Genomic DNA, 17,933 nt, shown 5'->3' with positions numbered 1-17,933 from the left:
AGTTACTTACTGTTGTAATATAAAAAATATGCAGAGAACACAACACTTGCCGCCGAAATCGATGACAGTAATAAGCTAAACGTACGATACCCCCTATCAAGCGGAGCGTATTTGGTGCGGTCTGGCTCAACGTATATCACATCATTATTTTGTAAATAGTAATATGGTGATGTAAATATTTTTTTAGATGTAAGGTCAATAGGCATGTATTCTCTTTTGCCATCATATTCTCTTATCAGCAATACATTTTTTCGTTTGGCTGTTATATTCAAATCGCCGGCTAAGCCCAGCGCTTCAATTATAGTTATACGTTCATTCTGAACAGTAAATATATCAGGCCTCAATACGTCTCCTATTACTGATATTTTGAAATTTAATATCCGTACGTTAACAATAGGTTGTTTTAAATATTGTTCTAATTGAGGTGTTAGCTTAGTAGCCAGATCATCTGTGGTAGTTCCTATTACTTTGATTCTACCAATATAGGGCAGATTAATTTCGCCGGCAGTGTTTACCCTATAACCAAAAACAGGGTTGCTGTTTGTGTTTTCTGTACCAAGCGGGATATTTGTTTTGCCGTTTCCGTTGCTACCATCGCTACCTCCATTAACCCGGGCATTGCCAGAGCTAAATTCGTTGTTCGTGCTTAAACTAGTTACGTTTATTCCTAACAAATCGCCTGCCTGTATCTTAAGTGGAGAAAAATTATCGATACTCTCCTGTGATATTTTTGTATGATCAAGATCTTGAAAATAAGGTATGGTTTGATAAGTTGAGCATGATATATTAAAGAACATTAATGCTATAAAAAATACTTTCTTTAAATTAGATATCATTATTTGCGGTCTTTAAATAGTTGTTTCGAAATTAACAATTACTTTGGAAAGCCGAAGCGGGTAGTTATTAACAAATACCTGTTTAGTTAACAATATTTCACTATTACTAATCCGAAATATAATTTGCAATTACGGGAGTCGAAGGTACAGTAGGTTAATATTATAGCTATTTTCCATCGCAATATATTTACAATAATTGTGCAGGAAGCCACATAACTGGTTTTTATTTATAACATTTACTAACTATCATAGTCAAATTATTAACAAACAATTACTTATGTTTTTCTGTGCTCATTTAAAAAAGCACTGTTTTTACCAAGCACCAACGAGTGTTGTAGAAATTAATTTATAGTGCGTATGTATTTCCCCATAAATTGCAACTAATAACTATACGAATAATAACTTTGTTATGTATTAAAATTACACATGTTTCAAATTAGCGAGTTATATATTTATCCGATTAAATCATTAGGCGGCATTAAGCTTAATAAAGCAACTATAACCGACAGGGGTTTTAAATATGATCGCAGATGGATGCTGATTGATGATAATAACAGGTTTATTTCGCAACGCGAATGCGCCGTGATGGCTCTTTTTAAAACAAGTATTTCAGGTGAATTTTTAATGGTTACCGATACCCGTACTAAAACTTCAATTAACATATCATTAGTCACTGTAAATCAGAATATTAAAATTGTAAAAATTTGGGATGATACTTGTATCGCACAATCGGTTTCTAACGAAGCAGATGCATGGTTTACCATGGCATTGGGAATGAATACACGCCTAGTATACATGCCAGATGATACTAAACGTTTTACCGATCCTGAATACACATCTGCCGATAACCTAACGTCTTTTTCGGATGCTTATCCGTTTATGATAATAGGGCAATCATCATTAGATGATCTGAACATGCGCTTGAAAAACTCTTTGCCAATAAACAGGTTCAGACCCAATATTGTATTTACCGGCGGTAAGCCCTACCAGGAAGATATAATGGATAGCTTTACTATAAATGATATTGCATTTAATGGAGTAAAGCTTTGTGCCAGGTGTAATATTATTACTATTGATCAGTATAACGCATCAACAAGCAAAGAGCCGACTAAAACACTTTCATCCTATCGAGTAAAAAACAATAAATTATATTTCGGTCAAAACTTAATTCATTTTGGAACTGGTACAATTTCAGTCGGCGATGAATTATTATTATTGACAACGCATGACCAGGACAGATTTATTATTTCCCCAAAAACGATATGAAACCCAGCATAACTATTGAATATTGCCCAAAATGTAACTGGTTATTACGGGCTGCTTATATGGCACAAGAATTATTAACCACATTTGAGGATGACTTGCAAGGCGTAACGTTAAAGCCAAGCGAAACAGCAGGCCGATACACCATTAGCATAAATGATCAAACTCTGTTTGATCGTAAACAACAAGGGCGCTTCCCCGAAATAAAAGAATTAAAGCAGTTGGTACGTGACAAGGTAAATCCTGATAAAAACCTGGGACACTCGGATAATATTGTAAAATAAGTATATTAAATCGGTATTTTTTATTGGTTTACAATTCTTTAATTATATTTGTTAGTTATCAACTTTATAAAATGCTATCAAAAAAGACTAAGTACGCAATTAAAGCATTAGTGATTCTCGGGAAGAATACGGACAAACCTCCCATGCAGATCTCAAAGATTGCAGAACAAGAACGCATACCCAAAAAATTTTTAGAACAGATACTATTAGATATGCGTAATGCCGGTTTTTTGTACAGCAAGAAAGGCGCCGGTGGTGGTTACGCATTAAATAAAGATCCTAAAGATATTTACCTGGTAGCTATAATGCGCATTACAGACGGCCCAGTAGCTATGCTGCCTTGTGCCAGTTTAAACTTCTATCACAAATGCGACGAGTGCCACTCTGAAGTAACATGCGGTATACGCGATGTGTTTATTGATGTGCGCGATGCAACGCTAAAGATTTTGTCAGAGACTAGCATTGCCGATGTTATCGCCAGAGAAACCACACTTATCAACAATTAAAATCCTTTATTCATTTGATTGTTAAAATTCACCTTTTTTAAACAATATTCTACCAATTCCATATACTATGTATATCTTTGGTAGAAATTGATTCTCTTTGAACAATTAAAGAGGTTTTTTATAAATATTAAGTATAAGATATGCAGAGCTTCAGAACAGAGCTTGAGAACCCTATTGTTGAGAAAGATATTATAGATCTTGAAAAAAAGATAAGGGAGTTTCGTGAAGGAAAAATAGATGACGAGAAATTTAGAAGCTTACGTTTAGCACGAGGTGTTTATGGCCAACGCCAGCCGGGTGTGCAAATGGTACGTATAAAACTACCATTTGGTAAAGTGACTTTTAAACAATTATTACGCATAGCTGATGTGTCTGACGAGTATGCTAGCCGAAACCTGCACTTAACAACCCGCCAGGATATACAAATACATTACGTTAGCCTGGACAGGACCCCGCAATTATGGGCCGACCTGGAAAGAGACGACGTTACCCTGCGCGAAGCTTGCGGTAATACTGTGCGTAATGTTACCGCCTCTCCTACCGCTGGTATTGATCCCTTGGAACCTTTTGATGTGTCGCCTTATGCACAAGGCACTTTTGAATATTTTTTGCGTAATCCGGTAAATCAGGATATGCCGCGTAAATTTAAAATTGCATTCTCATCAAGTGATGAAGATACCGCTTACTCATACGCGCATGATCTTGGCTTCATACCGAAAGTAAATGCTAAAGGCGAGCGTGGTTTTAAAGTATTGTTAGGTGGAGGTTTAGGTGCCCAGCCTATATTAGCCAATATAGTTAGTGAGTTTTTGCCCGAGGACCAGCTAATTCCATATATAGAATCTACCATCCGTGTGTTTGACCGTTATGGCGAACGTAACAACCGTAATAAAGCAAGATTTAAGTATGTTATCCAGAAGTTTGGTTTAGAAGAAGTTTTAAACTTAATTAAACTGGAAAGAGTAGCTAACAACGTAAAAACCTATCAAATAAATACCGAGGCTGTTGATCAGCCTACTTTGCCTGAGCCAATAAAATTTGGTGATGTACAAGTTAGCAACCCACTGGGTTATGAGCAATGGTTGGCTACCAACGTATTCGAACAAAAGCAAAAGGGCTTTTATGGCGTGTATATTAAGGTACAAACCGGCGATATCCCTACGGAGCAGGCACGTAAACTGGTTGCATTACTTCAGCCTTTAGCTGGCGATGAGATACGTATTACCCAAAACCAGGGCCTATTATTAAAATATATCCGCAAAGAAGCATTTACTACTTTATACAACGGTTTGGCCGCCATAGGTATGGCGGCACCGGGTTTTGATAGCGTAGCTGATGTAACCACCTGCCCTGGTACAGATACTTGTAACTTGGGTATATCAAACAGCATGACATTTGCGCGTGTATTGGAAGATTTGATCTACAATGAATATGAAGACCTGATTTACAATCGCGACATTAAAATAAAAATTAGCGGATGTATGAACTCATGCGGTCAGCATAGTATGGCGCATATTGGCTTCCATGGTAGTTCACTAAAGGCAGGCGCTAAAGTATTACCATCAATGCAGGTAATGCTGGGTGGGGGTACTGTTGGCGATGGTGTTGGCCGTGCGGGCGACAGGGTGATAAAGATCCCTGCAAAACGCGCAACGCAAGTTTTAAGAGATATTTTAGATGATTATAAAACCAACTCTATAGAAGATGAGGTTTTCCATAACTATTATGACAGGCAGGGTAAAGACTATTTTTACCAGATGTTAAAGCCATTGGCCGATCTGACAACATTAACCGATGAAGATTTTGTTGATTGGGGCCATGTTGAAAGCTACGAAAAAGCTATTGGTGTTGGTGAGTGTGCCGGTGTTGTTATTGATTTGGTTGCAACATTGTTATATGAGTCTGACGAGAAAATGGAATGGGCAAATCAATCATTCAGTGCAGGTGCCTGGGCCGATGCGATATATCACTCATATAACGTATTTATTAACTCGGCCAAAGCATTGTTATTAGATAAAGGAATAAACAGCAGCACACAGGTTGGTATCATCCGCGAGTTTGATGCGCAATATGTTGCTACCGGCGAATTTGAATTGAATACCAGCTTTAATGACCTGTTATTACAAATTAATCAAAATGAACCATCAGAAGAATTTGCTACCATTTATGTGGCTGCGGCTGCTGAGTATTTGAGAAATGTTAAAGCCAAAAGAGAAGCCGTATTACAGTCATGAGTAAGTACCCCAAAATAACGTTAGTTGGTGCGGGTCCTGGTGATGCTGACTTGATAACATTAAAAGGCATTAAAGCATTACAAACCGCGGATGTGGTTTTGTATGACGCTTTAGTTAATGAAGAGTTATTAGATTTTGCCAAAAATGCCGAGAAAATTTACGTTGGCAAACGCTCAGGCGATCACTCCTATTCACAAGATGCTGTAAACAAATTACTGGTTGATTATGCTATTAATTATGGCCATGTTGTAAGGCTAAAAGGTGGTGATCCGTTTGTATTTGGCCGTGGTTATGAAGAGTTGGATTATGCAGCCGCGCATAATATACCCGCACAAGTTATTCCGGGTATATCAAGTTCCATTTCTGTTCCGGGTTTACAGCATATCCCGGTTACGCATCGTGGTTTAAGCGAGAGTTTTTGGGTGGTTACCGGCACAACAAGCAACGGCAATATATCAAACGATCTGTATGAAGCTGCACGCAGCCGGGCTACAGTTGTTGTTTTAATGGGATTAAATAAGCTGGCAGAGATTATAGAAATATTTAAAAAAGAAGATAAAAACAAACTACCGGTAGCGGTGATCCAAAACGGGTCGACCCCGCAAGAGAAATTAGCTATCGGTGTTGTAGATAACATAGTAGAAATTGTTAAGGAAAATAATCTCACCTCGCCTGCTATTATCATACTTGGCGAAGTAGTAGCATTGCATCCTTTATTCCAATCACGTAGAAAAACACATGACGTTGTTACCGGAAAATAATGAACTTACTACAGTTCAGGATGAAAATACCGGCGGCAATCAATTGTTTCCTGTTTTTTTAAAACTGAATGAATTGCATACTGTACTTATTGGTGCCGGTAATGTTGGCTTAGAAAAGCTAAATGCTATTTTGCATAATAGCCACGATGCAAGAGTTACAGTAGTAGCTAAAACTGTGATTCAGAAAATTAGAGATCTGTCTATAACTTACCCAACTATTAAGATCATTGAAAAAGCTTTTACCAATAATGACTTGGATAATGCAGACTTGGTAATTGCTGCTACTGATGATTCAAAACTGAATCAATATATTAGGGAATCAGCACATCAGCGTAAGCTATTGATAAACGTAGCCGACAAACCTGAGTTGTGTGATTTTTATTTAGGATCTATAGTTCAAAAGGGCGACCTTAAAATTGGCATATCAACTAACGGTAAATCGCCTACTATTGCTAAACGTTTGAAAGAAGTTTTAAACGAAAGCCTACCGGCCGAACTGGATATATCGTTACAGCAAATGAGTAACCTCCGCAACACATTAAGCGGTGATTTTGCAGATAAGGTTAAAAGACTGAATAAAGTAACATCTGTTCTGGTAGAACAAAAAGCCGAACGTAAAAACTTAAAGTGGCTAATTTGGTTATCTATCATATTTTCTATTGGTGTGGCCGTAATCGCTTTATGGTTTAACGAGCCTGAATTTAGGACTTATGCACAAGAGATCAATCCTATATTTTATTATTTCTTAGGGGCCGGGTTTGTTTTTGCCTTAATTGATGGTGCTATAGGTATGTCTTATGGCGTAACATCTACCACATTCTCTTTGTCCATGGGCATCCCTCCTGCTTCAGCTAGTATGGGCGTGCATTTATCAGAGATACTTAGCAACGGCATAGCCGGCTGGATGCATTACCGCATGGGCAATGTTAACTGGAAATTATTTAAATTGTTACTAATACCTGGTATAATAGGTGCTGTACTAGGCGCTTATATACTATCATCATTAGAGCATTATAGCCAGTATTCAAAACCTGTAGTTTCTTTATACACCCTTATTTTAGGTGTTGTAATATTTTCGAAAGGACTTAACTTAAAACGTAAACGTGTAGGCGGCAAAATCAAAAGGATATCATTTTTAGGTTTTGGTGGTGGTTTTATTGATGCTGTTGGCGGCGGCGGTTGGGGATCTATCGTATTATCTACCTTAATTGCTGGTGGCCGTAGCCCTCGTTTTTCGTTAGGTACTGTAAAACTATCAAGGTTTTTTATCGCCCTAATGAGCTCTCTAACATTTATCACCATGTTAAATGGCGCGCATTGGGAGGCTGTTGCGGGCCTGGTTTTGGGCAGCGCATTAGCATCACCAATAGCGGCAAAAATATCTAACAAAATATCCACCAAGGCAATAATGATGTCGGTAGCTGTAATAGTTATATTGATAAGTCTTAAAAGCATTATTACCTTTGTAACTAAAATATTGTAATGAGTACCCAGGTAGAAGATATAAAGCAATTAACCGCGGGACTAGATCCTGTAACGGCTTTAACTAAATTAGCCGAACACTTTCCGGGCGAGATCGTGTTTTCTACCAGCTTTGGCTGGGAAGATCAGGCAATCACTCACATGATCTTTACCAACAATATCCCCATTAAAGTTTTCACACTGGAAACGGGCCGCATATTTCCGGAAACGTACTATGTTTGGAACCGTACCATGGAAATGTATGGTAAACCTGTTTATGCCTACTATCCGCAAAATGAGCCGTTGGAGAAAATGCTGAACGAAAAAGGCCCGAGCAGTTTTTATGAATCTGTAGAGAATCGTAAGGAGTGCTGCGGTATCCGTAAGGTAGAACCTTTAAAAAGGGCTTTAGCAGGCAATAAATGCTGGATAACCGGTATACGTGCAGAGCAATCTGTAAATCGCCATGAGATGCATAATGTAGAATGGGATGAGGCACATAATCTGGTTAAGTTCCACCCTATTTTTAGCTGGACGTTGGACGAAGTAAAAGAATACATAAAAAAACATAACGTACCTTATAATACCTTACATGACAAAGGCTTCCCAAGTATTGGGTGCCAGCCATGTACAAGGGCGATTAGAGAAGGCGAAGATTTTAGAGCAGGACGCTGGTGGTGGGAAGACCAATCAAAAAAAGAATGCGGCCTGCACGAGTTAATAATTGACAATAAATAATTACTAAATTAATGAATGATTGAATTATTGATTACAATCGAATAACAACTCACTCATTCACTAATTCACTCATTCACTAATTAATGAACAAACACAACCAACTGGATTATTTAGACGAGCTTGAAGCAGAAGCGATACATATTCTGCGTGAGGTAGCCGGCCAGTTTGAGCGCCCTGCGCTTTTATTTTCGGGAGGAAAAGATTCTATTACACTGGTACGTTTGGCCGAGAAGGCTTTTCGTCCGGGTAAGTTTCCTTTTCCACTGGTACATATTGATACCGGCCATAATTTTATAGAAACTATTGAATACCGCGATGCTATGGTTAAACGCCTGGGCGAACGACTAATAGTTGGTAACGTACAAGATTCAATAGATCAGGGCAAAGTAGTAGAGCAAAAAGGCAAGAATGCCAGCCGTAACGCTTTGCAAACCGTAACCTTGTTAGACACCATCGCCGAGCATAAATTTGATGCCTGTATAGGTGGTGCACGTCGTGATGAGGAAAAGGCCAGGTCTAAAGAGCGCATCTTTTCGGTACGTGATGAGTTTGGTCAATGGGATCCCAAACGCCAGCGCCCCGAATTATGGAATATCTACAACGGCAAAATACATAAAGGTGAAAATGTGAGGGTGTTCCCTATCAGTAACTGGACCGAATTAGACGTTTGGAACTATATCCGTAGAGAAAAAATAGAACTTCCGAGTATATATTTTGCGCACGAGCGTGATACTATTGTACGCAATGGCCAGTTAATGGCAGCCTCCCCTGTTTTAAATATGGACAAGGATGATATTATTGAACGCAGAACAGTACGCTTCCGGACTGTTGGCGACATGACCTGTACTGCAGCTGTTGCATCGGACGCTTTTTTAATTGATGATATCATTAATGAGATAAGCGAATCAAAAATCAGCGAACGTGGCGCCCGTATGGATGATAAGGTATCAGAAGCAGCGATGGAAGACAGAAAGAAAGGGGGATATTTCTAAATTTCGAATCTTTAATTATGGATCTAAATCCGAAATCGAAAATCCGAAATCCGAAATTATAATTATGGATATTTTAAAATTTATAACTGCAGGTAGTGTTGATGATGGTAAAAGTACCCTGATTGGTAGATTGCTGTATGATAGCGACTCTATATTAGCAGATCAACTGGAAGCTTTACATTCATCAAACCGTAAGAACGATGATGGTAGTATTGACCTTGCTATTTTAACCGATGGCCTTAAAGCCGAGCGTGAGCAAGGTATTACTATTGATGTTGCGTACAAATACTTCCAAACCGAAAAACGCAAATTCATTATTGCCGATACTCCGGGACATATTCAGTATACCCGTAACATGGTAACCGGTGCTTCTAACGCCAACCTTGCAATCATTTTAATCGATGCACGTAAAGGTGTTATTGAGCAAACTATACGTCACTCGTTCCTGGTAGCATTATTAGGTATAGAGCAGGTGGTAGTTTGTATCAACAAAATGGATATGGTTGATTATAGCGAAGATGTTTATAACAACATATTAAAAGACTACAATACCTTAGCCGGTAAGGTTGGATTAAAGAACGTCCATCCTATTCCCGTAAGCGCACTTAAAGGCGATAACATCGTAAACAACTCATCCAACATGAGCTGGTATAAAGGCGAAAGTCTTTTGCATTTCCTGGAAACTATTGATGTAAGTGTTGATAACAGCACAGAACACGCGCGTTTGCCCATACAATGGGTTATACGCCCTCAAACGGATGAACTGCATGATTACCGTGGTTACGCGGGTCGTGTGTCTTCAGGGTCATTTAAAGTGAATGATAAGGTTACGGTATTGCCATCGGGTTTTAAATCAACCATTACAAAAATTGAGTTGTTAGATAAAGAACCCGAAGAGGCTTTAGCCGGAATGTCTGTAACCGTACATTTAAAGGACGAGATCGACATCAGTCGTGGTGACCTATTGGTAAACAGTAGCTATCAGCCTGAAGTATCGCAACTAATTGAGGCCGATCTTTGCTGGATGGATACCCGCGCGTTAGATACCAGCCACACTTACTTTATACAACATAATAGTAAAGTAACCCGTTGTAAAATACAAGAAACACTTTATAAGGTTAATATCAACACACTTGAAAAAGAACAAAGTGATGATTTTAGACTAAACGATATAGGCCGTATCATTATCAAAACCGCAGATCCCTTAGCGTTTGACCGCTACCAGGATAACAAAGCTAATGGTGGCGCTATTATTATTGACAGCCGCACTAATGTTACCGTAGGCGCTGTAATGTTGCGTAACGTGGCTGATTAATAGATTTAGATATACTATACAAAGGCGACTAGGGATCACTCTCAAGCCGCCTTTTTGTTGTTGGGTGATCCAATTAAAAAAATGGATCACCTGGATCATCTATTTTCTATAATTAATTGTAAATAAATCAATTAGCTTTTAAAGCGGATCACACTGGATCACTTGTAATACTTTAAGTTAATTATAATAAATATTTGATAATAAGCCGTTTATGTTATTTTGGCTTTTTGCTGAAATTTTGATTGGATCACCTAAAGTGGATCATACCTAAGATTCTTATGTATAGCTTTATTTGTCATTGCGAGCGAGGAACGAGCGCGGCAATCGCACGCTGCTAAGTCTACGGTTTTCTCCTTGCGATTGCCACGCTTCGCTCGCAATGACAAAAAAGTTACTGACAAACTACTGTCACCATAACTTTTAGCAAATCGCCGTACCTTGCAGTAATCCCAATAATTTTATGAACAATTACGACAGACCCGATCATTATTATGAGCGGCCGTTAGAGATCGAACTGATCCGCTCCGCTGCTCGTGGCACCATCACGGCCAAACAAACCAAAATATTAAATAACCTGCTGCGAAGCCCGGCTGACAGCAAAGATGCGTTCCTAATTAAACCTGCTGCCGATTTCCTGCAAATAGCCGACAGTCAACCGCAGGCCGGTATGCTTTTCGGCGATTTTTGGTATGAGGGCGAGCTTTGTATTTTATTTGCCGATACCAACGTAGGCAAATCCATACTGGCCGTGCAAATTGGCGATGCCCTTAGCCGGGGCACTCCTATCCCCCGTTTTACCATGAAGCAGCAAGCATTAACCGTTTTGTATTTTGATTTCGAGCTAAACGACCGACAATTTGCCAAGCGTTATACCAGCGACCTGCACGGGCAGCACCAATTCGGTGATAATTTTTACCGCGTGGTTATTAACCCCGATGCCGATGGTGCGCATAAGTTTGACAGCTATCATGCTTATATCAGCAACGCGCTCGAAAACACTATCATAACCAGTAAGGCGCGTATCGTTATTATTGATAATATTACCTGCCTGCGCACCGGCACCCAGGCCGCGGCTACTGCCGTTAGCCTGATGCAAAACCTGCAAACGCTTAAAAATAAATACGGCCTATCGGTATTGGTACTGGCGCATACGCCCAAACGTAACCCCGCCAAGCCCGTTACCCGTAATGATCTGCAAGGCAGTAAAATGCTGCTCAACTTCGCCGACAGCGCATTTGCCATTGGTGAGAGCCAGGCACAAACCGATCTGCGTTATCTTAAACAGATCAAACAGCGCAGCGGCACACAGGTTTACGGTGCCAATAACGTGTACCTCTGCCAGGTCCTAAAACCTTATAACAATTTACATTTCGAATTTATTGGCCCCGCCACGGAAGCCGACCACCTGCTGCACTTTACCGAACAACAACGCAAAAGCACCGAGGACCGCATTATCCAACTGCATCAACAGGGCCGCACCACGCGCCAGATAGCCGCCGAAACCGGCAGGCCCTATACTACGGTGTTTAGGTTGGTGAAAAGATTTGGTGGAGAAATTGAAGTGGTGAATTAGATCGCCTGTTTGTCGTGATAATACCGACTACAGGCTAAATATTAAATTGTAGTTATTATTAATTGAGCGCCATCTTCCTGTTAAATTCATTTAGCCACACCATACTTCCAAATCTGGTCCAGTGCGTATCTGAATGCTGATAAAGCTTGTTTTTTTCCGGACTGTTTTTAAACAGCTGATAAATGTCAAAAACTTTTAATTTTAATGAAGGGTCATTTTCTAATTTTGGTATCAACAGGTTGTACTTTAATCCTTTGTAGTTGGGGTAAAGGATAGTAGCCGGGTTGGGTATTATGGACAGGTAAACTTCATCAAAACCCAACCGCCTGTAATGATCATAAACTTTATTCAAGGTTGTTATAATTGCTTTTAACTCTGTATCACCTATTGGTCGGTATGAGCTTTGTAAAAACGAAGTATCAACCGTAGATTGATATAACAAGTATTTACCATCCGGCGACACCAATGCATCCACATAGGTTCTGTTAAACCAGTTAAAGGTGAGCTTTGCTTTTAATTGTTTTAGTGGCCTCAAAAAACGATAATCCCAGATATTGGTCTCGTAATCGCCATCTAAATTCTTGATATTGAAGTGAAAATGAAAATTATGCGCTCTTTCCGCTGCCTTCGTTTCGTTTATTTTTTTTTCTGAAACAGTAATAAACCGTGTTAAATATGAGGTGTCAGCCAAGCTTGTTCTAACGTTTCTTTCCACACATTCTATCATCACAATGTTTTTCTTTGTTCTATCCAGGTAAACGGGCAGCACGTCTCCATTATTTGAAAACGCATAGCCACATTTACCCGCCCCGCAGAAATAATCGGGATGTTTAAAAATATCTTCGGTATAACTATCCGTCAACGCATAGATGTTGTAGCTTTTGATAGCGCCACTACAATCAGGCTTTCTAAGTACAGATGTGTCCTGAACGTTAAATTGAGGTAGGCAGGTAAAGCCGTAAAGATCGCCTGTGCCGCCCTTGTCTGACCCCCACCAGTGTTTAAGGGCAGACGGTTTGCGCCTCAACTCGAAAAAAGAGTTGGTAAGCTCGCTAACAGCGCTAACGATAAATATGATGCTTGCAAAAATCAGTATGGAGATCCCGACTATCTTTTTCATATTATTAAAATTGAAAGTAGATAAACTGCTTATTGTTAAATACACCGAAGAAGTAGCAGCTAAAAACGATTATCGAAAACAAAATAATGAACGAGAGATTTTTTTTGGTTGGAATAATTAGATAAAATCGCTCCTTTAAACAAAGCAGTACGATAAGGAATACGGAAAACCATATTTCGTTATTATTTAAAGAAAATTGAACGTGATCATTAAAATTGATGTGAAAGATGCTTTTTACGATATAGATAGCATCCGAAACGTAAGTCGCCCTGAAAAATATCCAGGCAACAGATACCAGTAAAAAAGTAAATATAACCTGTAACAGCGTTTTTAAAGGGTTAGGTTTAAACTGATAGCCCCAACGTTGCAACAGTTTATTACAGGCAATGTGTACAATCAAAAATGTACCGTGAAGTGCTCCCCAAACAATGAAGGTCCAATTGGCGCCGTGCCAAAAGCCACTGATGATAAAAACAATCATCAGGTTAAAATACCACCTGCTAACCCTTACCCTGTTACCCCCTAAAGGTATATATAAGTAATCACGAAACCAGGTTGACAGCGATATATGCCAACGCGTCCAGAATTCATTTACCGAACGCGAGAAATAAGGGGCCCTGAAATTATCCATTAAGGTGAATCCCATTGTCCTTGCTGCCCCGATCGCTATATCCGAATAGCCTGAAAAATCACAATAAATCTGGAAGCTGTAAAAAAGAGTCGCAATTAAAAGGGTTATACCAGATTGTGTTCGCGGATGCAGATAAGCGCCGTCTACAAGAATAGCAAGCCGATCTGCAATAATCACCTTTTTAAAGAAACCTGTAGCCATTTGCATTAATCCCGCCTTTAGATTATCATAGTTGAACGGATGTTTCTCATAAAACTGATGGATGATGTTTTGGGGCCTTTCAATTGGCCCGGCAACCAGTTGAGGATAAAACATTACATATAAGGCATATATCCCAAAGTGTTTTTCCGCCTGCTGATTGCCTCTGTATACTTCTATGGTATAGCTCATGGCCTGAAAAGTATGGAACGATAAGCCAATGGGCAGCAGTATTTTGAGGTATAGCAAAGCGCCGTGACCGTTGAAAAGCTGATTAACATTGGAAGCAAAAAAGTTATAATACTTAAAAATGGCCAGTACACCAATGTTGGCTACTAAGCTAAAAATCAGTAAGCGTTTTCTTTTTTTCTTATCAAGTGTTTTTTCAAGCGCTAATGCAACGTAATAATCAACAACTATGGTAAAAGCTATAATTAATAGGTACGCCGGAACAAAAGTGATATAAAAATAACAACTGGCAATAAGCAGCAATATCCAACGCCGGGTATCTTTTATCAGAAAAAATAATGTGGTAACTATTAAGTAAAAGAAAAGGAAAGGCAATGAATTAAAAAGCATGCAATTTTAATATAAAATATTTGATAGGATTAAGGCAGTATCAGTTTAAATAGTAAAAAAATGGCATATTTAAGTAAACCAATCTAAAACCATCAAATCTATAACTTTACAAGTTAAGACAGCAACATTTTCCTTGAAAGATTACAAACAGTAGAAAAAAGACTACCTGTTAGTTCGGATTTACAGTAAATCTTCCGAATACTCCTAATTACAAATCCGAACTAGCAATAATATAAAGTCTTTTTGTGATTGTGCTTGTGTTACGCTTTCTCTACTTGTATTTGCGATTGCAGCGCTCGTTTCTTCGCAATGACAAAAAAATGTAAAACCAAAAAAGCGGGCCAGAAGAACTCTGAACCCGCTTAACCAATTATAAACCTAAGATGAAAAATCTATTTGCTTAACAAACCGTCAAGCGTTAAAGATGCATAGTATAGCGCGCCGATAGTTGGGCCACCAGCGTATTGTATAAAGCGTCTGTTTAACAAGTTAGTTCCGCCAAATTTAAAGGTGGCGTTGTACACCGGTACTTTGTAGCTAATCTGCGCATCAAATGTATGGATGACAGGTACCTGGCCGGTAACCAGCGGGCTCTCCCATAAAAATGCTGCACTCCATTTGTAAACTACGTTAAAGCCTAAGTTTTTAACAACCTCGCGGTTACCAAAAGAGAAGTTGCCAGACCATTCTGGTGTATTAAAGCCGGTAACAAAAATATCGGTGGCTGTTTGCGCTTTCATTTTGTTATAGCTTACGTTACTTGATATGGTATATCTTTTATAAAAGTTATAACTGATACCACCTGATGAACCTACGTTGTTATAGATATTTTTGGCGTTGGTATAAACACGATATCTTGACTGGCCTAAACTTGCCTGGTTATTTGCTGTTGTAGTTGTAGGGTCGCGGTTAACATCAAGCATAGCTAGTACAGCTGCATCAGTACCTACTGTCGCGCTGTTAGGTACAAATACCTGCACTTGTCCCAGGAAACCATTATAACGGTTAGCGTAAGCGTCAATATCAACAAACACCTTGTTATCAAAGAAAATACCTTTATAACCAACTTCGAACGAAGTGATCTGCTCCGGGCGTGCCTTAGGCAGGTCAGCGACTTGTAATATGCCTCTGTTAGCTAAAGCTGTAGCATCTGTACCACTTGCAGCACCCGGGGCCGCATTAACCGCCGCATTGAAGGCCACTACCGATTGCTGGGTATAGCTATTGCCTAAATAACCCAGTCCCTCATTAATAAATGGTAAGCTGCCCACACGTTTAACACGGCCATTATTTACATAAGATAAAGCTTCGAACAATGACGGGAAACGATAACCGTTCTGGAAAGTAAACCTGAAGTTATGGTTCTCGGTAGGCGAATAAACAGCTGCTAAACGAGGTGTAAACTTAGGATCGTAATATGGATTATAATCTAAACGTACAGAACCAAATATTTTCAATTTCTCATCAAAAAAGGTTTTAGTTACCTGTGTAAAGCCACCAAACTTTTTGTAGACAACGTTTTCGCCAAAACTGCCATTGGCTAATGGCGTGTTTCTGTCTGCAATTGATCGGGTAAAATCAACAAAGTTATTTCCATCTGGGATGATGTTATAAACACGGGCATCTGCTCCTACCAATAGGTCAATCACTTTTACCTTATCAGTCAGGTCCCATTGCGCATCAGCATTAAACATGTGGCTTTTTTGCTCAAGAGCGGCGCCACCGGTAACAGGCGCGTTAGGTATTAAGCTTGATTTAATATCCCAGTTGTTAATACCTATAATGGTTTTCTTTAATGCATTAAATGCCGCGGTGCCGGGTTCTACTCTGCCTGCATCGGCAGCCGCCCTTGCAGCATCATTAGCCGCGGCTAAATTTGCCGATGTTAAACTACCGCCATGACTACTAGCGTAAGCAGTAAGCGCGTTTTTATAGAGTGTACCCCATGCAGAGTTGCTGGCATGGTTCAGATCAAGATTATCAGCCAACGGTTTTACGTTGTAAGAGTTACCTGTATTTTCAATAGACTCGTAAGCCCTAATTTCAAACGTCTTACCTTTTAAATCGATAGCGTGATTTTGAACTGTAGCCCCGTTTAAAGCAATTTTGTTACCCCGTTGAAACACACCGTCCATTTTACCATAACGATAAGTATAGCTCAACAAAAGGTTCTTGTTTAGTTTATAAGCTAACGTTCCGTCAAATTTTAAGTTACTAACTTTAGGATCAACCAGGTCAACCTCATTATAACCTGTACGGGCCACGGTTAAATTTGGCCTTGCAACGCCATCAACGGTAATACCTTTTATAACTACGGTATTACTGCCTGCAAGCGCATCATCGCCATATTTGTTCCAGCCATCATAGGCTGCGTTGCTGGTTCCGTTTAATTCAGGATAAGCTGGATTAGCGGTCTTTAAATTGCCGGGGTTCTGGTCTTTCCGGGTATCAGACTGCCAGTCCTGCCCTTGCAGGTAACTAAAATTAACTTTAAAGGCAAACTTATCATTAAACGCTTTTGCATATCTAAAAGCATCCTCGGTAAGTACGCTTGGCCTAACACCAATGCCATCAACATGGTTAACGCCTGTACGGTGGTAGTAACTTAATCCCTGGTATCTAAACGGATCTTTAGTTAACAAGTTAGATAATCCGTTTATAGCATTTGTGCCATACAAGGCAGCAGCAGCGCCGGGTGTAATTTCAATACTCGCAATGTCCAGTTCGGTGGGACCAATTGCATTACCCAGTGGCACACCTAATGTTGCCGATTGCATATCCACACCGTCAACCAATTGCATAAACCTAAAATTGTTAGGGCTGTTAAAACCACGGGTATTAGGCACTTTTAGGGTTAAGCTGGTGGTGGTCATTTGTACGCCTTTTACGTTTTCAAGCGCGTCATAAAAACTTGGGCCGGGCGATTGTTTAAGCGAATTGATATTCAACTTCTCGATAGCCACCGGCGAGCGCAATAGTTTTTCTTCTTTACGCGATGCGGTAACTACCACCTCATTAACCAATAAGGCCTGTGTTGATAGCTTTACATTTAAAGGATCATTTAAGTTTTTAATCAAAAACTCCTGTGGCGTAAAGCCAACAGATGTAAAAACTAAAGTATAAGGCAATTTAACATTTGTTGTTAACGAAAAATGGCCGGTACTATCAGTTGATGTACTATTCTTTGCTCCCTTTATAGAAACAGTAGCGCCGACTAGTGGCTTGCCGTCTTCACCATTTACTTTGCCGCTTAATGCGTAATTACCATTAAGCTGGGCGCTACTTAATAAGGGCGAAAGCAACAATAAAATTGTGGTAAGTTTAAATAGATGTGTAAAAAATTTCATGAGGTGTTAGTTGTGAATAATTAATAATGGACTGTTGAATAATAGAAAAAAATCAACAGCAACAGCAGGCAGTAGAGCGCTGCATTATTGTTTGG

General features: G+C 39.5%; 14 protein-coding genes. 10 read left to right on the top strand and 4 right to left on the bottom strand.

Annotation, left to right across the window (positions count from 1 at the left end):
• Window positions 1–2 precede the first annotated feature (2 nt).
• The gene (locus JWQ34_RS10980) at window positions 3–836 is read right to left on the bottom strand and encodes a polysaccharide biosynthesis/export family protein (protein WP_299357303.1); all 834 of its coding nucleotides are present in this window, start codon (window positions 834–836) and stop codon (window positions 3–5) included.
• Window positions 837–1,262: 426 nt separating this feature from the next.
• On the opposite strand from JWQ34_RS10980, the gene JWQ34_RS10975 reads away from it, so the two are divergent.
• From JWQ34_RS10975 to JWQ34_RS10930, 10 genes are all read left to right on the top strand, one after another.
• A complete protein-coding gene (locus JWQ34_RS10975; RefSeq protein ID WP_299357302.1) occupies window positions 1,263–2,102 on the top strand; it encodes an MOSC N-terminal beta barrel domain-containing protein in 840 nt (279 codons plus the stop codon).
• Entirely contained in the window at window positions 2,099–2,383 is a 285-nt protein-coding gene (locus tag JWQ34_RS10970; RefSeq protein ID WP_299357301.1) for a SelT/SelW/SelH family protein, read from the top strand. Before JWQ34_RS10975 ends, JWQ34_RS10970 begins: the two co-directional genes overlap by 4 nt.
• A 71-nt stretch (window positions 2,384–2,454) precedes the next feature.
• A complete protein-coding gene (locus JWQ34_RS10965) occupies window positions 2,455–2,889 on the top strand; it encodes an Rrf2 family transcriptional regulator (RefSeq protein WP_299357300.1) in 435 nt (144 codons plus the stop codon).
• 140 nt (window positions 2,890–3,029) lie between these two features.
• Window positions 3,030–5,123 carry a HEPN domain-containing protein gene (locus JWQ34_RS10960; RefSeq protein WP_299357299.1) on the top strand — a complete coding sequence of 698 codons (2,094 nt, stop codon included), beginning with the start codon at window positions 3,030–3,032 and terminating at the stop codon, window positions 5,121–5,123.
• Window positions 5,120–5,884 carry a uroporphyrinogen-III C-methyltransferase gene (cobA, locus tag JWQ34_RS10955; RefSeq protein ID WP_299357298.1) on the top strand — a complete coding sequence of 255 codons (765 nt, stop codon included), beginning with the start codon at window positions 5,120–5,122 and terminating at the stop codon, window positions 5,882–5,884. Before JWQ34_RS10960 ends, cobA begins: the two co-directional genes overlap by 4 nt.
• Window positions 5,862–7,367, top strand: a complete 1,506-nt coding sequence (locus JWQ34_RS10950; RefSeq protein WP_299357297.1) for a TSUP family transporter — start codon at window positions 5,862–5,864, stop codon at window positions 7,365–7,367. Before cobA ends, JWQ34_RS10950 begins: the two co-directional genes overlap by 23 nt.
• Window positions 7,367–8,083 carry a phosphoadenylyl-sulfate reductase gene (locus JWQ34_RS10945; protein WP_299357296.1) on the top strand — a complete coding sequence of 239 codons (717 nt, stop codon included), beginning with the start codon at window positions 7,367–7,369 and terminating at the stop codon, window positions 8,081–8,083. The genes JWQ34_RS10950 and JWQ34_RS10945 overlap by 1 nt, the downstream gene beginning before the upstream one ends.
• Window positions 8,084–8,166: 83 nt before the next feature.
• A complete protein-coding gene (gene cysD, locus JWQ34_RS10940) occupies window positions 8,167–9,075 on the top strand; it encodes a sulfate adenylyltransferase subunit CysD (RefSeq protein ID WP_299357295.1) in 909 nt (302 codons plus the stop codon).
• Between the two features lie 64 nt (window positions 9,076–9,139).
• On the top strand, window positions 9,140–10,390 hold the full coding sequence (locus tag JWQ34_RS10935) for a GTP-binding protein (protein WP_299357294.1): 1,251 nt from the start codon (window positions 9,140–9,142) through the stop codon (window positions 10,388–10,390).
• A 460-nt stretch (window positions 10,391–10,850) separates the two neighbouring features.
• Window positions 10,851–11,963, top strand: coding sequence for an AAA family ATPase (locus JWQ34_RS10930; protein WP_299357293.1), 1,113 nt, complete (start codon window positions 10,851–10,853; stop codon window positions 11,961–11,963).
• Between the two features lie 58 nt (window positions 11,964–12,021).
• Here JWQ34_RS10930 and JWQ34_RS10925 read toward each other — a convergent pair whose 3' ends face one another.
• The 3 genes from JWQ34_RS10925 to JWQ34_RS10915 form a co-directional block, all read right to left on the bottom strand.
• Entirely contained in the window at window positions 12,022–13,083 is a 1,062-nt protein-coding gene (locus tag JWQ34_RS10925) for a hypothetical protein (protein WP_299357292.1), read from the bottom strand.
• A 4-nt stretch (window positions 13,084–13,087) separates the two neighbouring features.
• Complete coding sequence (locus JWQ34_RS10920) at window positions 13,088–14,491, bottom strand: MBOAT family protein (RefSeq protein WP_299357291.1); 1,404 nt, start codon at window positions 14,489–14,491, stop codon at window positions 13,088–13,090.
• A 392-nt stretch (window positions 14,492–14,883) separates the two neighbouring features.
• Window positions 14,884–17,838, bottom strand: a complete 2,955-nt coding sequence (locus JWQ34_RS10915; protein ID WP_299357290.1) for a TonB-dependent receptor — start codon at window positions 17,836–17,838, stop codon at window positions 14,884–14,886.
• Window positions 17,839–17,933 lie beyond the last annotated feature (95 nt).

The organism is Mucilaginibacter sp. (assembly GCF_028288185.1).
GTDB lineage: Bacteria > Bacteroidota > Bacteroidia > Sphingobacteriales > Sphingobacteriaceae > Mucilaginibacter.
Note: the sequence above shows the minus strand (reverse complement) of the source record. Positions and strands in the feature narration are given on the sequence as shown.